This window comes from Streptomyces sp. NPDC001068, assembly GCF_042897315.1.
In the GTDB taxonomy this organism is placed as follows: Bacteria; Actinomycetota; Actinomycetes; order Streptomycetales; family Streptomycetaceae; genus Streptomyces.
In genome coordinates, this window is sequence record NZ_JBIAYD010000004.1 from 200,383 (window position 1) to 218,703 (window position 18,321).

The 18,321-nt window shown below is 72.4% G+C and carries 17 protein-coding genes; 13 read left to right on the forward strand and 4 right to left on the reverse strand.

The features are described from left to right. Nucleotides 1–27: 27 nt before the first annotated feature. Entirely contained in the window at nucleotides 28–1,224 is a 1,197-nt protein-coding gene (locus tag ACFY3I_RS13165) for a hypothetical protein (RefSeq protein ID WP_390860626.1), read from the forward strand. Here the strand turns inward: ACFY3I_RS13165 and ACFY3I_RS13170 are convergent. Beyond that, on the reverse strand, nucleotides 1,178–2,446 hold the full coding sequence (locus tag ACFY3I_RS13170) for a glycosyltransferase 87 family protein (protein WP_390860627.1): 1,269 nt from the start codon (nucleotides 2,444–2,446) through the stop codon (nucleotides 1,178–1,180). The two genes, ACFY3I_RS13165 and ACFY3I_RS13170, sit on opposite strands and share 47 nt — an antisense overlap. A gap of 109 nt (nucleotides 2,447–2,555) precedes the next feature. Here ACFY3I_RS13170 and ACFY3I_RS13175 point away from each other — a divergent pair, with 109 nt between their 5' ends. Both ACFY3I_RS13175 and ACFY3I_RS13180 read left to right on the forward strand, forming a co-directional pair. Continuing rightward, complete coding sequence (locus ACFY3I_RS13175) at nucleotides 2,556–3,698, forward strand: glycosyltransferase family 4 protein (RefSeq protein WP_390860628.1); 1,143 nt, start codon at nucleotides 2,556–2,558, stop codon at nucleotides 3,696–3,698. A gap of 124 nt (nucleotides 3,699–3,822) precedes the next feature. Further along, a complete protein-coding gene (locus ACFY3I_RS13180) occupies nucleotides 3,823–5,406 on the forward strand; it encodes a GMC oxidoreductase (protein ID WP_390860892.1) in 1,584 nt (527 codons plus the stop codon). Nucleotides 5,407–5,431: 25 nt separating this feature from the next. Here ACFY3I_RS13180 and ACFY3I_RS13185 read toward each other — a convergent pair whose 3' ends face one another. Then, nucleotides 5,432–7,228: an AMP-dependent synthetase/ligase gene (locus tag ACFY3I_RS13185; RefSeq protein ID WP_390860629.1), complete on the reverse strand. Its 1,797-nt coding sequence runs from the start codon at nucleotides 7,226–7,228 to the stop codon at nucleotides 5,432–5,434. Nucleotides 7,229–7,545: 317 nt separating this feature from the next. Here ACFY3I_RS13185 and ACFY3I_RS13190 point away from each other — a divergent pair, with 317 nt between their 5' ends. From ACFY3I_RS13190 to ACFY3I_RS13215, 6 genes are all read left to right on the forward strand, one after another. Then, entirely contained in the window at nucleotides 7,546–8,343 is a 798-nt protein-coding gene (locus tag ACFY3I_RS13190) for a metallophosphoesterase (RefSeq protein WP_390860630.1), read from the forward strand. 121 nt (nucleotides 8,344–8,464) lie between these two features. Then, a complete protein-coding gene (locus ACFY3I_RS13195; protein ID WP_390860631.1) occupies nucleotides 8,465–8,908 on the forward strand; it encodes an SRPBCC family protein in 444 nt (147 codons plus the stop codon). 166 nt (nucleotides 8,909–9,074) lie between these two features. Continuing rightward, nucleotides 9,075–10,229: an ArsA family ATPase gene (locus tag ACFY3I_RS13200; protein ID WP_390860632.1), complete on the forward strand. Its 1,155-nt coding sequence runs from the start codon at nucleotides 9,075–9,077 to the stop codon at nucleotides 10,227–10,229. Nucleotides 10,230–10,292: 63 nt separating this feature from the next. Then, nucleotides 10,293–10,754 carry a DUF5304 domain-containing protein gene (locus ACFY3I_RS13205; RefSeq protein WP_390860633.1) on the forward strand — a complete coding sequence of 154 codons (462 nt, stop codon included), beginning with the start codon at nucleotides 10,293–10,295 and terminating at the stop codon, nucleotides 10,752–10,754. Nucleotides 10,755–10,922: 168 nt separating this feature from the next. Then, nucleotides 10,923–11,876 carry an ROK family glucokinase gene (locus ACFY3I_RS13210; RefSeq protein ID WP_365295500.1) on the forward strand — a complete coding sequence of 318 codons (954 nt, stop codon included), beginning with the start codon at nucleotides 10,923–10,925 and terminating at the stop codon, nucleotides 11,874–11,876. 152 nt (nucleotides 11,877–12,028) lie between these two features. Continuing rightward, nucleotides 12,029–12,775, forward strand: a complete 747-nt coding sequence (locus ACFY3I_RS13215) for an endonuclease/exonuclease/phosphatase family protein (RefSeq protein WP_365295498.1) — start codon at nucleotides 12,029–12,031, stop codon at nucleotides 12,773–12,775. Nucleotides 12,776–12,843: 68 nt separating this feature from the next. Here the strand turns inward: ACFY3I_RS13215 and ACFY3I_RS13220 are convergent, their stop codons facing one another. Continuing rightward, nucleotides 12,844–13,404: a hypothetical protein gene (locus ACFY3I_RS13220; protein ID WP_365295496.1), complete on the reverse strand. Its 561-nt coding sequence runs from the start codon at nucleotides 13,402–13,404 to the stop codon at nucleotides 12,844–12,846. Then, nucleotides 13,397–14,176 (reverse strand): alpha/beta hydrolase, encoded by a 780-nt coding sequence (locus tag ACFY3I_RS13225; RefSeq protein WP_390860634.1) that lies wholly within the window; start codon nucleotides 14,174–14,176, stop codon nucleotides 13,397–13,399. The genes ACFY3I_RS13220 and ACFY3I_RS13225 overlap by 8 nt, the downstream gene beginning before the upstream one ends. Before the next feature lie 180 nt (nucleotides 14,177–14,356). Here ACFY3I_RS13225 and ACFY3I_RS13230 point away from each other — a divergent pair, with 180 nt between their 5' ends. The 4 genes from ACFY3I_RS13230 (at nucleotide 14,357) to ACFY3I_RS13245 (ending at nucleotide 18,263) form a co-directional block, all read left to right on the forward strand. Then, complete coding sequence (locus ACFY3I_RS13230) at nucleotides 14,357–15,091, forward strand: lysophospholipid acyltransferase family protein (RefSeq protein ID WP_390860635.1); 735 nt, start codon at nucleotides 14,357–14,359, stop codon at nucleotides 15,089–15,091. A 122-nt stretch (nucleotides 15,092–15,213) separates the two neighbouring features. Then, on the forward strand, nucleotides 15,214–16,428 hold the full coding sequence (gene macS / locus ACFY3I_RS13235) for a MacS family sensor histidine kinase (RefSeq protein ID WP_365295491.1): 1,215 nt from the start codon (nucleotides 15,214–15,216) through the stop codon (nucleotides 16,426–16,428). Next, nucleotides 16,425–17,099 (forward strand): response regulator transcription factor, encoded by a 675-nt coding sequence (locus tag ACFY3I_RS13240; RefSeq protein WP_365295489.1) that lies wholly within the window; start codon nucleotides 16,425–16,427, stop codon nucleotides 17,097–17,099. Before macS ends, ACFY3I_RS13240 begins: the two co-directional genes overlap by 4 nt. Nucleotides 17,100–17,234: 135 nt before the next feature. Next, nucleotides 17,235–18,263 (forward strand): 6-phosphofructokinase, encoded by a 1,029-nt coding sequence (locus ACFY3I_RS13245; RefSeq protein ID WP_365295487.1) that lies wholly within the window; start codon nucleotides 17,235–17,237, stop codon nucleotides 18,261–18,263. The last annotated feature ends 58 nt before the right edge of the window (nucleotides 18,264–18,321 follow it).

Below are 18,321 nucleotides of genomic sequence, written 5' to 3' on the forward strand. Positions count from 1 at the left end.
GCGGGCCCCGGCCCGTACGATCGGAAAGTGGCTGGTGGCAGACGGACGTGGCGTTCAGGAGCGGCGGGACTGTGTCTGCTGCTCCTGCCGCTGACGGGATGCGGCGGCGGGCAGGCGGCGACCGGGTCGGCGATGGCCGAGGTCCAGCAGGTCCTGGACCGGCGCGCGGCCGCCGTCCTCGGCCATGACGAACGGGCCTACACCGAGACCGGCACCCGGACCTCGTACGCGAACCTGCGGGCCGTCCCCCTCGCGGACTGGAGCTACCGGCTGACCGCCCTGCACCGGGACGGCACCGCGGCCACCGCCGAGGCCCGGCTCAGCTACCGCGTCCAGGGCTACGACCGGGCCCCGGTCACCACCGACCGCGCCCTGACCCTCAGCCGCACCGCCGACGGCCACTGGTACGTCACCGCCGACCGGCCCGCCCGAAAGGCCGGACAGCAGCTGTGGGACCAGGGCACGGTGACGGCGGTCACGGGCGCGCACAGCCTGGTGCTCGGCGTCGGCCAGAGCAGGGACGCCCTGCGGGGCTACGCCGGGCTCGCCGACACCGCCGTGCCCGCGGTCTCCAAGGCCTGGGGCACCGACTGGACCCGGCGGGTGGTCCTGCTCGTCCCCAGGTCGCTGAACGGCATGGCGGGCCTGCTGGGCGCCCCCGCCTCCAACTACCGGGGCATCGCCGCCGTCACCACCGGCGAGGCGGGCGGCTCCGGCCTGACCCCGGCGGACCGGGTCATCCTCAACCCGGAGGCCTACGCCGTCCTCGGCTCGGTCGGCAAGCAGGTCGTCCTCACCCACGAGACGACCCACGTCGCCACCCGCGCCCACACCTCCGCCGCCACCCCGCTCTGGCTCTCCGAGGGGTACGCGGACTGGATCGGCTACCTGGACACCGGCCGCACACCCGCCGAGGCCGCGCCCGAGCTGGCCCGCGCCGTGGCGGACGGGTCTCCTCCCGAGAACCTCCCGGTGGACCGGGACTTCGGTTTCACCGACGACCCCACCAAGCTGGCCGAGGCCTACGAGGGCGGCTGGCTGGCCTGCCGGATGATCGCCGCCCACTGGGGCGAGGAACGGCTCGGCGCCTTCTACCGGGCGGTCGGCGCCCACCAGGGCCGGTCCGGCGCCGTCGAGGACGCGCTGCGCGAGGAACTCGGCACCACCCTGTCCGACTTCACCGCACGCTGGCGCGACTACCTGACCGGTCAGCTCGGGGAGTGAGCCGCCCCGCGGACTCCGCGGCGGGCGGGTCCCCGGCCGCCGTGGAGCGCCACAGCTGCCGGGCCGCCGTGACCGTCGCCGCCAGCAGCAGGCCGTTGCGCACGAACAGCAGGGTGACGCCGTACCAGTCGCTCACCACGATGTGCGAGAAACCCACCGGGAACTCCAGGACCGTCACCGCCGTGGCCGACAGGACCAGGACCGCCGGCACCGTCATCCGGCCGGCCCGGAAGCAGAGGCAGACGGCGGCCAGGCCCACCAGCCACACCATGTACTGCGGGCTGATCACCCGGCTGGTGACCGTGAACATCAGGACGGCCGTGAAGGCGGCGTCCGCGAGCGTGTGCGGGCGGAAGCGGACCGCCGACAGCCGCCACAGCAGCAGCCAGCCGAAGGCGAGCGCGGTGAGCAGCAGGGCCGCCGTGCTGACCGCCTTCACGTGCGGGCCGAGGAACTCGATAGAGCCGTAGTTGAGCAGCACCTCGCCGTGCCAGCCGGCGTGCCGGGCGATGTGGAGGACCAGCGCGCCGAGGGACTCCACCTCGGTGCCCCGGTTCCGCTGGAAGGTCAGGAACGCGAACGCGCCGGGCATGGCCACCGCGAACAGCGCGCCGACCGCGCCCGCGGTGACCGCCGCCGACACCCAGGCCCGCCGCCAGTGGGTGCCCCCTCTGGGGGAGGCGCCCACCAGCAGCAGCGCCGGCCACACCTTGACCATCGCGCCGAAACCGGCCAGCGCGCCCGTCAGGCGGGGGTGCCGGGCCCCGGCGAGCAGCGCGGCCACGGCGACGGCGGTGACCATCAGGTCGTAGCGGGCGTAGACGGTCGGGCCGAGCAGCGGCACCCCGGCCACCCACACCCACGCGCCGCGCATGGTGCGGCCCGGCCGGGGCCCCGTGTGCAGGAGGAGGCAGAGGACCACCAGGTCGGCCAGGAACACCAGCACGAAGAAGGCGCTCGGGTAGTCCAGGAAGGGCAGCAGACCGGGGGCGAGGATCGCCAGGGCGGCCGCGGGCGGGTACTGCCAGGTGACGTCGTCCAGCGGGAACGTGCCGTGCCGCAGGATGTCGTACCAGCCCTGGTAGATCACCGACACGTCCGAGGTGACGTCGGCGCCCGGGAAGACGAACACCTTCAGCACGAACAGCAGCAGCACCAGCCGGGTGACACCCCAGACGGCCATCGGCGAGGCCAGGGCGCGTCGCCCGCCGGTCCTGTCCATCCGAGCCCCTGTCCGTCGCCCTGCCCGTGGTGCGCCACATGATCTCCCGCGGACCCTGCGACGGCCATGAAGCACGGCCGAACACGCTGTACGGGTAAGGTCGGCGGCGATGCACAAGACCCTCGTCGTGACGAACGACTTCCCGCCCCGGCCGGGCGGCATCCAGGCCTTCCTGCACAACATGGCCCTTCGGCTGGACCCGGAGCGGCTCGTCGTCTACGCCTCCACCTGGAAGCGGAGCCGGGAGGGCGTCGAGGCGACCGCCGCCTTCGACGCGGAGCAGCCCTTCACCGTCGTACGCGACCGTACGACGATGCTGCTGCCCACGCCGGGGGCGACCCGGACCGCGGCCGGGCTGCTCCGGGAGCACGGCTGCACCTCCGTGTGGTTCGGGGCGGCGGCCCCGCTCGGGCTGATGGCTCCGGCGCTGCGCAGGGCCGGAGCCGAGCGGCTGGTCGCCACCACTCACGGGCACGAGGCGGGCTGGGCCCAGCTGCCCGCCGCCCGGCAGCTGCTCGGGCGGATCGGTGAGGCGACCGACACGATCACCTACCTGGGCGAGTACACCCGCTCCCGGATCGCCGGCGCGCTCGGTCCGGCCGCGGCGGGGCGGATGGTGCAGCTGCCGCCGGGGGTGGACGAGAAGACGTTCCATCCGGGCTCCGGAGGTGGGGAGGTGCGGGCCCGGCTGGGGCTGAGCGACCGGCCGGTGGTCGTGTGCGTGTCCCGGCTGGTGCCGCGCAAGGGACAGGACACGCTGATCCTCGCGATGCCGCTGATCCTGGCCGCCCAGCCGGACGCGGTCCTGCTGGTCGTGGGCGGCGGCCCGTACGGGAAGGAGCTGCGGCGGCTGGCCAGGGAGACGGGCGTCGAGGCGTCCGTGCGGTTCACCGGGGCGGTGCCGTGGGCCGAGCTCCCCGCGCACTACGGCGCCGGTGACGTCTTCGCGATGCCCTGCCGGACCCGGCGCGGCGGACTGGACGTGGAGGGGCTCGGGATCGTCTACCTGGAGGCTTCGGCCACCGGGCTGCCCGTGGTGGCCGGGGACTCCGGCGGGGCGCCGGACGCGGTGCTCGACGGGGAGACCGGGTGGGTGGTGCGGGGCGGCTCGGTGGAGGAGACCGCCGAGCGGATCGTCGTGCTGCTGGGGGACCCGGAGCTGCGGCGGCGGATGGGCGAGCGGGGCCGGGCGTGGGTCGAGGAGCGGTGGCGGTGGGATCTCCTGGCGGAGCGGCTGAGGGCCCTGCTGTAGCGGGCGGGGGCGCGTTGTCACCAACCGTGCCGCGGCTCTAGGCGGAACCGGAAAATCCGCACATGCTGCGCGCATGACAGCAAAACTGATGCAGCGTCAGCTGACGAGACGTCACATCCTGGGCATGATCGCCCTCCAGACCGCCGCCGCGGCCGGTCTCACCCGCATCGGACTCCAGTCGGCGCAGGCCGCCGAGGAGGCGGCCGCCGTCGACAACGCGCCCGCGATCGTGGTCGGTTCCGGGTACGGCGGGGCCGTGGCCGCGCTCCGGCTCGGACAGGCCGGGGTGCGGACCCTGATGATCGAGATGGGGCAGCTGTGGAACACGGCCGGCTCCGACGGCAGGGTCTTCTGCTCCACCGCCACCCCGGACAAGCGGTCCATGTGGTTCAAGACCCGCACGGAGGCCCCGCTCGCCAGCTTCCTCTGGCTGGACGTCGTCAACAAGGACATCACCCCCTACCCCGGCGTCCTGGACCGGGTGCACTACGACAACATGTCCGTCTACGTCGGGCGCGGCGTCGGCGGCGGCTCGCTGGTCAACGGAGGGATGGCGGTCACCCCGCTCCAGTCGTACTTCAGCGAGCAGTTCCCGACCGTGGACGCGAGCGCGATGTACAACACGTACTACCCGCGCGCCCGCGCCATGCTCGGCGTCAACACCGTCGACCCCGCCTGGTTCGAGTCGACCGAGTGGTACCGGTTCACCCGGACCTCCAGGAAGGCCGCCGCCAACACCGGGCTCAGGACCACGTTCGTCCCCAACGTCTACGACTTCGGGTACATGCAGCAGGAGGCCGCCGGCACCGCCACGAAGTCCGCGCTCGCCCAGGAGGTCATCTACGGCAACAACCACGGCAAGAAGAGCCTCGACAAGACCTATCTCGCCGCCGCCCTCGGCACCGGCAACCTCACCATCCACACCATGGAGAAGGTGCGGTCCATCAGCCGGGCGGGCGACGGCAGCTGGCTGCTCGGCGTCGACCGGATCGACGTGACCGGCGCGGTCGTCGAGCACAAGCAGTACAACTGCGCCTACCTGTTCCTCGGCGGCGGCAGCCTCGGCACCAGCGAACTGCTGGTGCGCGCCCGGGACACCGGGGCGCTGCCCGCGCTCGACCCCAGCGTCGGCGGCGGCTGGAGCACCAACGGCAACACCATGGTCGGACGCGCCAACCACATCTGGGACACCACCGGCGCCAACCAGGCGACCATGCCGGTGATGGGCATCGACGACTGGGCCAACACCGCCAACCCGGTCTTCGCGGAGATCGCCCCGCTGCCCATCGGGTTCGAGACCTGGGTCAGCCTCTACCTGGCCATCACCAAGAACCCGCAACGGGCGTCCTTCACCTACGACTCCGCGAGCGACGGGGTGAAGCTCGGCTGGACCGCGGCGCAGAGCGCGGTCTCGGTCGCCATGGCCAAGAAGCTGTTCGACCGGATCAACCTGGCCAACGCGACGATCTACCGCTACGACCTGTTCGGCTCGTCGAGCAAGGTGTTCGCGGACGACTTCTGCTACCACCCGCTGGGCGGCTGCGTGCTGGGCCGGGCGACCGACGACTGGGGCCGGGTGAAGGGGTATCAGAAGCTGTACGTCACGGACGGCTCCCTGGTGCCCGGGAACATCGGCGTGAACCCGTTCGTGACCATCACGGCGCTCGCCGAGCGGACGATGGAACGGGTCCTCGCCGAGGACATGTGACCGGGCGGCAGGACCGACGGCCGCTCTACTTCTGGTAGATGGCCTCGATCTCGGCCGAGTGGTCCTTCGCCACCACGTTGCGCTTGAGCTTCAGGGACGGCGTCAGGTGGCCCGACTCCTCCGAGAACTGGGAGGACAGAATGCGGAACTTCCGCACCGATTCCGCCTTCGACACCGCGGCGTTGCCGTCGTCGACGGCGTCCTGGATCGCCGCGATCAGATCCGGGTCGTCACGCAGCGACGCCGCGGTGGCACCGACCGGCTTGCCGTGGTCGGCCGCCCAGCGGCCGAGGAACTCCTCGTCGATGGTGACCAGCGCGCCCACGAACGGCCGTCCGTCGCCCACCACCATGCACTCCGCGACCAGCGCGTGCGCGCGGATGCGGTCCTCGATCACGGCCGGGGCGACGTTCTTGCCGCCCGCGGTGACGATGATCTCCTTCTTGCGGCCGGTGATCCTGAGGTAGCCGTCCTCGTCCAGGGTGCCGATGTCGCCGGTGTGGAACCAGCCGTCGGCCAGCGCCTCGGCGGTCGCGCCGGGGTTGTTCCAGTACTCCCGGAACAGGTGCTCGCCGTGCAGCAGCACCTCGCCGTCGTCCGCGATGCGCACCACCGAGCCGGGCAGCGGCTGACCGACCGTGCCGATCTTCTGCCGGTCCCAGGGGTTGAACGCGGTCGCGGCACAGGACTCGGTCAGGCCGTAGCCCTCCAGGACCGTGAAGCCGATGCCGCGGAAGAAGTGGCCGAGGCGCTCGCCGAGCGGGGCGCCGCCGGAGATGGCGTACTCGCCCCGGCCGCCGAGCACCGCGCGCAGCTTGCTGTAGACGAGCTTGTCGAAGGTCCGGTGCTTGATCCTCAGGCCGAGGGACGCGCCCGACGGCGTGTCCAGCGCCTTGCTGTACGCGATCGCGGTGTCCGCGGCCTTGTCGAAGATCTTGCCCTTGCCGTCCGCCTGCGCCTTGGCGCGCGCCGAGTTGTAGACCTTCTCGAAGACCCGCGGGACGCCGAGGACCAGCGTCGGCCGGAACGCGGCCAGTTCGTCGGTGAGGTTCTTGATGTCCGGGACGCAGCCCAGCTTGATCGGCGCCATCATCGGGGCGATCTGCACGAGCCGGCCGAAGACGTGGGCGAGCGGCAGGAAGAGGAGGACGCTGCACTCGCCGGTGCGGAACAGCGGGCGCAGCCGCTCCACGATGTTGCCGCACTCGGCGAAGAAGTTGCGGTGGGTCAGGACGCAGCCCTTGGGGCGGCCCGTCGTCCCCGAGGTGTAGACGATGGTCGCCGGGTCGTCGGCCTTCGCCTGCGAGCTGCGCTCCTCGACGGTCGCGTCCGTGACGCCCTGGCCGAGCCGGCCCAGCTCCTCCAGGCCGCCGGCCTCGATCTGCCAGACCTGCTTGAGGGCCGGCAGCGTCTCGCGCACCGACTCGACGGCGGCCGCGTGGGTGTCGAGTTCGACCACGCAGGCGGTCGCGCCGGAGTCGCTGAGGATCCACTGCACCTGCTCCGGAGAGCTGGTCTCGTACACCGGCACCGTGACCGCGCCGGCGCACCAGATCGCGAAGTCGAGGAGCGTCCACTCGTAACGGGTGCGGGACATCAGGCCGACCCTGTCGCCCGGCTGCACGCCGGAGGCGATGAGGCCCTTGGCGGCCGCGTGCACCTCGGTCAGGAAGGTGGTCGCGGTCACGTCCTGCCAGACGCCTGCGACCTTGCGGGCCATGACGGCGACATCCGGGTGCTGCGCGGCGTTTCTGCGGACGATGTCGGTCAGATTGCCGTCCGCGGGGACCTCGTACAAAGCCGGAAGGCTGAACTCGCGCAAGACTGCTGCTCCTCATAGGGCGCCGGCGCCACGACGTTGTGCGATGCGACGGTGCGGTCCAAGGCTCGGGCAGGTACTCAGGGCTTCGCCACGGGCCACATGATCCGTTGGTTGAATTCCTGAGCACGACTGGACTGCCCGGACGTTACCCGCCGGTATGGCTTCTAGGACAGGGGGTCACGGCGAGATGTTCGGTGCGTCACACAGGTTGGGTGTTCCTTCGCGTACGGTAGTCCACGGCTTTAGTGACTGACCAGTAACCGCAGGTCCGGCCACCGCCTGTTCACGTTTGCCGCACAGGCCTACGCTTGATCACCATGGCAGCCACACCCTCCGGCAACCGCAGGACCCGCGTCCACGTGGTCAGCGACGTGCACGGCAACGCCCGCGACCTGGCCCGGGCCGGCGACGGCGCCGACGCCCTGATCTGCCTCGGCGACCTGGTCCTGTTCCTCGACTACGCCGACCACTCGCGCGGCATCTTCCCCGACCTGTTCGGCGTCGAGAACGCCGACCGCCTCGTCGAACTCCGCACCGCCCGCCGGTTCGAGGAGGCCCGGGAACTCGGGGCCCGGCTGTGGGGCGGGATCGGCATGGACCGGGCGACCGCCATCGAGAAGGCGGTGCGCAAGCAGTACGCCGAGATGTTCGCCGCGTTCCCGACGCCGACGTACGCCACCTACGGCAATGTCGACATCCCGCCGCTGTGGCCGGAGTACGCCCGGACGGGCACCACCGTCCTCGACGGCCAGCGGGTGGAGATCGGCGGACGGGTCTTCGGCTTCGTGGGCGGCGGACTGCGGACGCCGATGCGCACCCCCTACGAAGTCTCCGACGACGAGTACGCGGCCAAGATCGAGGCGCTCGGCGAGGTCGACGTGCTCTGCACGCACATCCCGCCCGAGGTGCCGGAGCTGGTCTACGACACGGTGGCGCGCCGTTTCGAACGCGGCAGCCGGGCGCTGCTCGACGCCATCAGGCGCACCCGGCCGCGTTACTCGCTCTTCGGACACGTCCACCAGCCGCTGGTGAAGCGGATGCGGATCGGGGCCACCGAGTGCGTGAACGTGGGGCACTTCGCGAGCGCGGGACGGCCCTGGGCGCTGGAATGGTGACCGCCCCGGACAGGGGGTGAAGTCGGCTGGTCGGGCGCGCGGTAGCCTTCACGCTGCACACGCGTGCGCACGCGTGCGGCGACCCTCTTCTTACCGGCCCGCATCTGGAGGAGCCACGGCGATGGCGGAACACACCAGCTCGAGCATCACGATCGAGGCGGCCCCGGCCGACGTCATGGCGGTCATCGCCGACTTCGCCCGCTACCCGGACTGGACCGGTGAGGTGAAGGAGGCGGAGGTGCTCAAGACCGACGCCCGGGGCCGGGCCGAACAGGTCCGCCTGGTGATGGACGCCGGTGCGATCAAGGACGACCAGGTCCTCGGGTACACGTGGGCCAGCGACAGCGAGGTCTCCTGGACGCTGGTGAAGTCCCAGATGCTCCGCTCCCTGGACGGCTCCTACCTCCTGAAGCCGGCGGGCGCGGGTTCGACCGAGGTCACGTACTCGCTGACGGTGGACGTCAAGATCCCGATGCTGGGCATGATCAAGCGCAAGGCCGAGAAGGTCATCATCGACCGGGCGCTGGCGGGACTGAAGAAGAGGGTCGAGTCGGGGGAGAAGTGACGCGGGGGCGCGCCGCGGGAGTGACCCCGGCACCCCGCCGGGGGCGTCGCGGTCGAGCCGGCCGCACCGTGCCACCCCGCCCGCACCCGCGCGCCCGCCGGTGAGGACACCCCCCGACGGCCGCCACCGCGAGGGCTCGCCCGCACGTCCGTTACGGTTCACCCCCATGCGCACCATCCTGATCACCGGGCCCGGCGGCAGCGGCCGCACCACCGTCGCCGCGGCCACCGCCCTGCACGCCGCCGCCGAGGGCACCCCCACCCTCGTGCTGAGCGCCGACCGCACGGACACCCTCGGCGCCGCCCTGGGCGCCGCGACAGGACCGGAGCCCACTCGCCTCACCCCCACCCTCACGGCCTGGCGCCCCGACGCCACCGCCCGCTTCCGCGAGGACCTCACCGCCTTCCAGACGCGCGCCTCGAACGTCCTCGACCTCCTCGGCGCCTCCCGGCTCGACGCCGAGGAACTCACCCCGCTGCCCGGCGCCGAGGAACTGTCCCTGCTGCGCGCCCTGCGCGACGCCGCCCTCTGCGAGCGGTACGACCTGCTGGTCGTGGACCTCCCAGCCGCCCCGCACGCCCTCGCCCTGCTCGCCCTCCCCGAGGAACTCCGCCGCTACCTGCGCCGGCTGCTGCCGCCCGAGCGCCAGGCGGCCCGCGCCCTGCGCCCCGTCCTCGGCCGGCTGGCCGGCGTCCCCATGCCCGCGGACTGGCTGTACGAGACGGCCGCCCGCTGGGACGTCGAGCTGGCCGCGGTGGAGGCCGTCCTCGCCGACCGGCACACCACCGTGCGCATGGTCGCCGAACCCGGTCCGGCCGGCGCCGACGCCGTCCGCGGCGCCCGCCTCGGCCTCGCCCTGCGCGGCCTGCGCACCGAGACCCTCGTCGCCAACCGCGTGCTGCCCGAGGACACCCCGCTGCACGGTCTCGTCGCCCAGCAGCGCAAGGCGCTCGCCGAGTGGGCCGAGACGTTCGAGGTCCGCGCCGTGCCGCACCTCGGGCACGACCCGCGCGGCGCCGAGGACCTCGCCGCGCTCGCCGTGCCCGGCGTCAACTCCGCGCCCGCACCGGTCGAGTGGCCCGTCGCCGACCATATCGAGGAGGACGGCGTCCTGGTCTGGCACATCCCGCTGCCCGGCGCGATACGGGACGGCCTCGACCTCGTCCGGCGCGGCGACGAACTCGTGATCACGGTCGGCGGCTTCCGCCGGATCGTCGCGCTGCCGTCGGCCCTGCGCCGCTGCACGGTCGCCGGGGCCGCGCTGCGCGACGGCGGGCTTCGGCTGCGCTTCGCGCCGGACCCGGATCTGTGGCCGCGCTGACCGTGAATCCGCTACGCCCGTTCGGGTAACGTCGTAGGGACGAAACGCAGTCAGGAGTCCGTCATGAGCGATGAGCGCCCCACAGCCGACGCCTCCGAGGCCGCCGACGACGTACGGGTCTCCGACGCCGACGCCTGGGCCACGGCCTGCGCGGAGGACCTGGCGGCGGAGAAGGCCCGCCGCCGCACCCAGTACGGCCCGCCCCCGGGGTCGGCCGCCGAGGAACTGCGCAAGCTCGTCGACGCCGTCGCCGACAAGCTCGCCGGCATCCAGACCCCGCTCCTCGGGGCGGTCGCCGGGCCCGCCGCCCAGCAGGTGGTCCGGCAGGTCGTGCAGCAGGCGAAGAACGCCGTCGAGCCCGTCATAGAGCGCAACCCCGACGTCTTCGACCACCTGGCCGCGGCCGGCGGCGAACTCCTCGCCGCCTACCGCTCCGCGGTCCAGGCCCAGGAGACCCGCTGGACCGCCGGCGACCGCGACAAGGGCGACGACCCCGGCCCCGGCGAACGCATCGATCTCGACTGACAGCCCCTGAGGAGCCGCCGTCGGGATTCCTCCCGCACCGCCCGGGGCAAGAAGGGTGCCCCCGGCCGGGCGGACCCTGGCACGCCCTACGGGCGGACGACGGGAACCCGACGGCAGGGCCTCGGGTACGGTTGGCCGTAGCGGGGTTCGACCGAAACTGAGGGATTCATGGGACTCACCATCGGCGTCGACATCGGCGGCACGAAGATCGCGGCCGGCGTGGTCGATGAGGAAGGCAACATCCTCTCGACCCACAAGGTGCCGACCCCGGGTACGCCCGAGGGCATCGTGGACGCCATTGCTTCCGCCGTGGAGGGTGCGCGCGCCGGACACGAGATCGTCGGCGTGGGCATCGGTGCCGCCGGCTACGTGAACCGGCAGCGCTCCACGGTCTACTTCGCGCCCAACATCGACTGGCGCCAGGAGCCGTTGAAGGAGGAGGTCGAGGCCCGCGTCGGCCTCCCGGTGGTCGTGGAGAACGACGCCAACGCCGCCGCCTGGGGCGAGTACAAGTTCGGCGCCGGCAAGGGCCACCGCAACGTCATCTGCATCACGCTCGGCACCGGCCTCGGCGGCGGCATCATCATCGGAAACAAGCTGCGCCGCGGCCACTTCGGCGTCGCCGCCGAGTTCGGTCACATCCGCATGGTCCCGGACGGACTGCTGTGCGGCTGCGGCTCGCAGGGCTGCTGGGAGCAGTACGCCTCCGGCCGCGCCCTCGTCCGCTACGCCAAGCAGCGTGCCAACGCCACCCCCGAGGCCGCCGAGATCCTGCTCGCCCTCGGCGACGGCAGCCCCGACGGCATCGAGGGCAAGCACATCTCCATGGCCGCCCGCCAGGGCGACCCGGTCGCCGTCGACTCCTACCGCGAGCTGGCGCGGTGGGCCGGCGCCGGCCTCGCCGACCTGGCCTCCCTCTTCGACCCCTCCGCCTTCATCGTCGGCGGCGGCCTCTCCGACGAGGGCGAACTGGTCCTGGACCCCATCCGCAAGTCCTACAAGCGCTGGCTGGTGGGCGGCAACTGGCGCCCGGTGGCCGAGGTCATCGCCGCCCAGCTGGGCAACGACGCCGGCCTGGTGGGCGCGGCCGACCTGGCGAGGGAGCCCGACCCCATCATGTGACGCCCCGGACCTCCGGGAAGCGGCAACCGCAACTCCCAAGGGGCGCGGGGAAGCGCGCGACCAGCCGTACACAGCCGGCGGCCGCGCACCGACCCCGCGCCCCGCGCCATGGGGGGCGCGGTCCGTCCCCCCGCCGCGTACAGTTGATCCACATGGCGCCGCTACCCAACTCCCACACAGAGTCCGACGGTTCCGCCGTCATCCGCGTCCTCAGCTACAACATCCGCTCCATGCGCGACGACACCCAGGCCCTGGCCCGGGTCATCAGGGCCTGCGCCCCCGACCTGGTCCTCGTCCAGGAAGCCCCCCGGTTCTTCCGCTGGCGCAAGAAGCTCGCCCGCCTCGCCGCCGCCTCCGACCTGGTGATCCTCACCGGCGGTGCGACCGCGGCCGGCCCGGCAGTGCTGTGCGACCTGCGCGCGACCGTCGAGCGCACCGAGGACGTGCTCCTGCCCCTCACCCCCGGCCTGCACCGCCGCGGCTTCGCGACGGCCGTCGTCCGGTTCGGCGGGGCCCGTCTCGGCGTCGCCAGCTTCCACCTCAGCCTCCAGCAGGAGGAGCGCTACGAGCAGGGCGGCATGCTGCTCGACCGGGTCGCCGGGATGGGTGTGGAGCACGCCGTCGCGGGCGGCGACCTGAACGACCGGCCCGACGGCCGTACCTTCCGCCGCCTGGCCGACACCTTCCAGGACTGCCGTACCACCGCGCCCTGGGGCGGCGACCTCACCTCCGGCTCCGCCGACCCCCACCAGCGCATCGACGCGATCTTCGCGACCAAGGGCGTCGAGGTGCTCGGCTGCGGGGTGCCGCAGGACCTGCCGGGGATCACCGCGGCGGACCTCGCCGGGGCCACGGACCACCTGCCCGTGCTGGCCGCACTCCGCGTGCCCGCGGCCTGAACCGGAGCGGCCACCGACGTGGCGTGGCCGCTCCGGTCCGGGCCGGGCCGGGGCGCTCGTGGCGGGGCTCAGACCACGGCCCCGCGCCCCGGGTCGTCGTCCTCTTCGTCCGTCTTCATCCGGGTCACCAGCGTGGCGAAGCCACCGAGGAACCCGCCGATGCCCAGCGTCGCCAGCCACCAGGTCATGTCCCAGCCGAGCAGCACGGCGAGCAGCAGCAGCACCGGCCCGCCCACCACGCCCAGCCAGGCGAACCTCGCGGTGGTGTCCGAAGACGGCAGCGGCGGCGGCTCGGGCGGCACGAAGTGCCCCTCGTCGTCATCGTCGAAGTCGTCCTCGGCCGGCTCCGGCGCCGTGTAGTCCCGCGGGCCCACGCCGGGCGCGAAGGAGACGGAGCTGCCCAGCGGCTGTACGGGCCGCTGCTCCTCGGCCGCTCCCGGTTCGGGGGCGTCCTCCTCCATGGGGGGCAGCGCCAGGTCCTCCACCGGCTTGTAGGGCTTCGCGCCCGGCGGGTCCGGCGGCTCGTCGCCGTACCCCGCGACGATGGCCGCCCAGGCGGCCGCCTCGTCGAAGGGCACCCCTTTCTCGTCCGGCTCGCGGTCCTCGCGGTCGGAGTCGTGCTCAGCCAACTGCGGCCGTCCCTTCCTTGCCGACACTGGGTGCGAGCCGGCCGATGAAGGCGAGGCTCTCCTCGAAGATCCGGTCCGCATCATGGTCCAACGTCGCCACGTGGTAACTCTGTTCCAGCACTACCTGGGTTACGTCCGTGGAGGACACCCGGCTCAGGATCCGGGCCGAATCCACCGCCGGAACCACGTGGTCCTCGGTGCTGCGCAGCAGGAGCAGCGGCTGGGTCACCCTCGGCAGCTCGCCGTCCACCAGGCGGAAGAAGTTCCGCAGCGAGTGCGCGGCGTGCAGCGGCACCCGGTCGTACCCCACCTCGGCGGCACCGGGCTTGGCGATGTCGCTGGCGATGCCCGGCGTCGTACGGACGAGGTGCCGGGCCACCGGAAGGGCGTACGCGGACAACCCGTGCACCTTGTTCGCCGGGTTGACGACCACCACGCCGTCCACCCCGGTGCCGTTCTTCGCGGCCAGCCGCAGGCCGAGGGCGCCGCCCATGGACAGGCCCGCCACGAACACCTGGGAGCAGCGCTCGCGCAGCAGCCGCAGCTCGCGGTCGACCTCCGCGTACCAGTCCTGCCAGCCGGTGACCTGCATGTCCTCCCAGCGGGTGCCGTGTCCCGGCAGCAGGGGAAGGGACACGGTCAGGTCGTGTGCCGCGTGGTGCTCCGCCCAGGGGCGCAGCGACTGAGGTGAACCGGTGAAACCGTGGCAGAGCAGGACACCGACCTCCCCGCCGTCATGGCGGTACGGCTCGGCTCCGGGAAGAACCGGCACCTTCGGTCTCCAATTCATGAGAGCGGGCAGGAACTGAGAGAGGCCCGAAAGACGACTTCGGATGTGTTTCACCGTACGCGACGGCACTGACACCGACCAGGGTCGTCGGGGCCATTCCCGGCACTCCGGGTTAAGGTCTCATCGACGGAAACAGGAGGCACTCGGTTGTTGTACGGCGCGATGAAGGTCGCCATCGGGGGACCGCTCAAGGTCACCTTCAGGCCCTGGGTGGAGGGTCTGGAGAACGTCCCGGCCGAGGGCCCGGCGATCCTGGCGAGTAACCACCTGTCCTTCTCGGACTCGTTCTTCCTGCCCGCGGTGCTGGACCGCAAGGTCACCTTCATCGCGAAGGCCGAGTACTTCACCACGCCCGGCGTGAAGGGCCGCCTCACGGCCGCCTTCTTCAAGGGGGTCGGCCAGCTCCCGGTGGACCGCTCCGGCGGCCGCGGCGCGGGCGAGGCGGCGGTGCGCAGCGGCATGGACGTGCTGGAGCGCGGTGAGCTGTTCGGCATCTACCCGGAGGGCACCCGATCGCCCGACGGCCGGCTCTACCGGGGCAAGCCCGGCGGCCTCGCGCGCGTGGCGCTCGCGACGGGCGCCCCCGTCATCCCCGTCGCCATGATCGACACGGAGAAGATCCAGCCGCCCGGGCAGGTGATGCCCAAGCTGATGCGTCCGGGCATCCGGATCGGCAGGCCGCTGGACTTCGCCCGCTACCAGGGCATGGAACACGACCGGTTCGTGCTGCGGGCGGTGACCGACGAGGTCATGTACGAGATCATGAAGCTCTCCGGTCAGGAGTACGTCGACATGTACGCGACCGCCGCCAAGCGGCAGATCGCGGAGGCCGCCAAGGCCGAGAAGGAGGCGGCGAAGGAAGCCGCCAAGGCGGAGAAGAAGGCCGCCGAGTCCTAGACCGGTGGCACGGGACCGGTGGGACGGGACCGGTGGCACGGGGTCGGCGGGACGGGGACAGCCGGGTCCAGGGGATCCGGCGGGACCGGCGGGATCAGCGGTACCAGGGGGGACTGGGGGAGATGGCGAAGCGGGAACGCGTCGTACGCATGTCGGTCGAGCAGCCGCTGTGGCGTGCCCTCACCGGCTACCGCGTGCTGACCCTGCTGTACGCGACCGGCCTGTTCGCGTCCGCCTACGACGACTACGACCGTCCGGGCGTCGCCATCGCCTACTACGTGGTCCTGACCGTCTGGACGCTGGCGACCCTGCCGCGCGTCCAGAACGCGGCCGCCTGCACCAAGCGCTTCCTCGCCGTCGACCTCGCGATCGCGCTCACCGGCATCGTGCTCACCCCCTGGGTGGTCACCCAGGGCCACATCGACCGCGGCGGCCCGACCCTGCCGTCGATATGGACCGCAGGCTCGGTCCTCGCCTACGCCCTCAAGGGCGGCTGGCGCTGGGCCGCGTTCGCCTCCACCTCCGTCGCCGCCGCCAACCTCGTCGAACGCGGCCACCCGGCCCGCGACACCATCCACAACGTGATCCTGGTCTGGGTCGCCTCCATCGCCATCGGATACGTCGTCGAGGTGGCGCGTGCCTCCGAGCGCACCCTGGCCCGCGCCCTGGAGATCGAGGCGGCGACCCGGGAGCGGGAGCGGCTGGCCCGCGACATCCACGACGGTGTGCTCCAGGTGCTGGCGATGGTCCAGCGGCGCGGTGCGGTCCTCGGCGGCGAGGCGGCCGAGCTGGGCCGGATGGCGGGGGAGCAGGAGGTGGCGCTGCGCACCCTGGTCTCCGGTGGCCTGGTACCGCTCTCGCGGGTCTCGGAGGACGAGGCCGAGGGCGCGGTGGTACGCCTCGTGGAGGAGCCGGACGGCGCCGGGCCCGTCGACCTGCGCGCGCTGCTCGCGCCGTACGCCGGAGCACGGGTGAGTCTGGCCGAACCCGGTGCGCCGGTGGTGCTCGCGCCGGGCACCGCCCGCGAGCTGGCGGCCGCCGTCGGTGCCGCCCTGGACAATGTGCGCACGCACGCGGGCGACGGGGCGCGGGCCTGGATCCTGGTCGAGGACGAGCCCGACGAGATCGTGGTGACCGTGCGGGACGACGGCCCCGGCATCCCGGAGGGCCGGCTCGCCCAGGCCGAGGGGGAGGGGCGGCTCGGGGTGGCCCAGTCGATCCGGGGGCGGCTGCGCGACCTGGGCGGCAGCGCCGAGCTGTGCTCGACTCCCGGGCAGGGCACGGAAGTAGAGCTGAAGGTACCTAAGGACTCCACGGGGAAGGCGGAGCGGCGATGAGCATCAGGGTCATGGTGGTCGACGACCACCCGATGTGGCGTGACGCGGTCGCCCGCGATCTGGCCGAGTCCGGTCTGGAGGTGGTCGCCACCGCGGGGGACGGCGAACAGGCGGTGCGCCGTGCCAAGGCCGCCGCGCCCGACGTCCTCGTCCTGGACCTCAACCTGCCGGCGAAGCCCGGCGTCCAGGTCTGCAAGGAACTCGTCGGCCACAACCCGGCGTTGCGCGTGCTGGTGCTCTCGGCGAGCGGTGAGCACGCGGACGTCCTGGAGGCGGTGAAGTCCGGCGCGACCGGCTACCTCCTGAAGTCGGCCTCGACCGAGGAACTGCTCGACGCGGTGCGCCGTACCGCCGTCGGCGACCCGGTGTTCACGCCGGGCCTGGCCGGTCTGGTCCTCGGCGAGTACCGCCGGCTGGCCTCCGAACCGGCGCCGGCCGCGGACGCGGGCGGTCCGGACACGCCCCGGCTCACGGACCGCGAGACCGAGGTGCTGCGGCTGGTCGCCAAGGGCCTGAGCTACAAGCAGATCGCCGAACGCCTGGTCATCTCGCACCGCACGGTCCAGAACCACGTGCAGAACACCCTCGGAAAGCTCCAGCTGCACAACCGGGTGGAACTGGTCCGGTACGCCATAGAGCAGGGTCTGGACGACGGTCCGGAAGGCGGCTGATCTGATCTTCGCGGGCCGAACGTAAACCAACCGCCCGACAATTCACCGGAATTGCCCTTCCGCGCCCATCCCTGTGTGAGCTGGATCACCATTAGCGTGAGTCCCACCAGGCAACCGCGGCGAAGGGACATTTCCATGCGGGTCGGAGTACTGACCGGAGGCGGCGACTGCCCCGGGCTCAACGCCGTCATCCGGGGCGTCGTCCGCAAGGGCGTGCAGGAGTACGGCTATGACTTCGTCGGCTTCCGGGACGGCTGGCGCGGACCCCTCGAAGGCGACACCATCCGTCTCGACATCCCCGCCGTGCGCGGCATCCTGCCCCGCGGCGGCACCATCCTCGGCTCCTCGCGGACCAATCCGCTGAAGCAGGAGGACGGCATCCGGCGCATCAAGGACAACCTCGCCAAGCAGGAGGTCGAGGCGCTCATCGCGATCGGCGGCGAGGACACCCTGGGCGTGGCCGCCCGGCTCACCGACGAGTACGGCGTGCCCGTCGTCGGCGTGCCGAAGACCATCGACAACGACCTGTCCGCCACCGACTACACCTTCGGTTTCGACACCGCGGTCGGCATCGCCACCGAGGCCATCGACCGGCTGCACACCACCGCCGAGTCCCACATGCGGGTCCTGGTCTGCGAGGTGATGGGCCGGCACGCCGGCTGGATCGCCCTGCACTCGGGGCTGGCCGGCGGCGCCAACGTCATCCTCATCCCCGAACAGCGCTTCGACGTCGACCAGGTGTGCGCCTGGATCACCTCCCGCTTCAAGGCCTCGTACGCCCCGATCGTGGTCGTCGCCGAGGGTGCCATGCCCAAGGACGGCGACATGGTGCTCAAGGACGAGTCGCTGGACTCCTTCGGGCACGTCCGGCTCTCCGGGGTCGGCGAGTGGCTGGCCAAGCAGATCGAGAAGCGCACCGGCAAGGAGGCCCGCACCACCGTCCTCGGGCACATCCAGCGCGGCGGCACGCCCAGCGCCTTCGACCGCTGGCTGGCCACCCGCTTCGGTCTGCACGCCATCGACGCGGTGCGCGACGGGGACTTCGGCAAGATGGTCGCGCTGCGCGGCACCGACATCGTGCGGGTGCCGATCGCGGAGGCCACGGCACGGCTGAAGACCGTCGACCCGAAGCTGTACGAAGAGGTCGGGGTGTTCTTCGGCTGAGACCGGGGTCCGGGTCCGGATCCGGGTCCCGTTCCGGGCGGGTGCGGCGCCGCACCCG

Bases quoted from the DNA above. Each gene is read 5' to 3' on its own strand.
- ACFY3I_RS13215 (WP_365295498.1), top strand. From the start codon at position 12,029: ATGGCGCCGCTACCCAACTCCCACACAGAGTCCGACGGTTCCGCCGTC.
- ACFY3I_RS13245 (WP_365295487.1), top strand. From the start codon at position 17,235: ATGCGGGTCGGAGTACTGACCGGAGGCGGCGACTGCCCCGGGCTCAAC.
- ACFY3I_RS13210 (WP_365295500.1), top strand. From the start codon at position 10,923: ATGGGACTCACCATCGGCGTCGACATCGGCGGCACGAAGATCGCGGCC.
- ACFY3I_RS13240 (WP_365295489.1), top strand. From the start codon at position 16,425: ATGAGCATCAGGGTCATGGTGGTCGACGACCACCCGATGTGGCGTGAC.
- ACFY3I_RS13180 (WP_390860892.1), top strand. From the start codon at position 3,823: ATGATCGCCCTCCAGACCGCCGCCGCGGCCGGTCTCACCCGCATCGGA.
- macS (WP_365295491.1), top strand. From the start codon at position 15,214: ATGGCGAAGCGGGAACGCGTCGTACGCATGTCGGTCGAGCAGCCGCTG.
- ACFY3I_RS13200 (WP_390860632.1), top strand. From the start codon at position 9,075: ATGCGCACCATCCTGATCACCGGGCCCGGCGGCAGCGGCCGCACCACC.
- ACFY3I_RS13230 (WP_390860635.1), top strand. From the start codon at position 14,357: ATGAAGGTCGCCATCGGGGGACCGCTCAAGGTCACCTTCAGGCCCTGG.
- ACFY3I_RS13190 (WP_390860630.1), top strand. From the start codon at position 7,546: ATGGCAGCCACACCCTCCGGCAACCGCAGGACCCGCGTCCACGTGGTC.
- ACFY3I_RS13170 (WP_390860627.1), bottom strand. From the start codon at position 2,446: ATGGACAGGACCGGCGGGCGACGCGCCCTGGCCTCGCCGATGGCCGTC.
- ACFY3I_RS13175 (WP_390860628.1), top strand. From the start codon at position 2,556: ATGCACAAGACCCTCGTCGTGACGAACGACTTCCCGCCCCGGCCGGGC.
- ACFY3I_RS13195 (WP_390860631.1), top strand. From the start codon at position 8,465: ATGGCGGAACACACCAGCTCGAGCATCACGATCGAGGCGGCCCCGGCC.
- ACFY3I_RS13205 (WP_390860633.1), top strand. From the start codon at position 10,293: ATGAGCGATGAGCGCCCCACAGCCGACGCCTCCGAGGCCGCCGACGAC.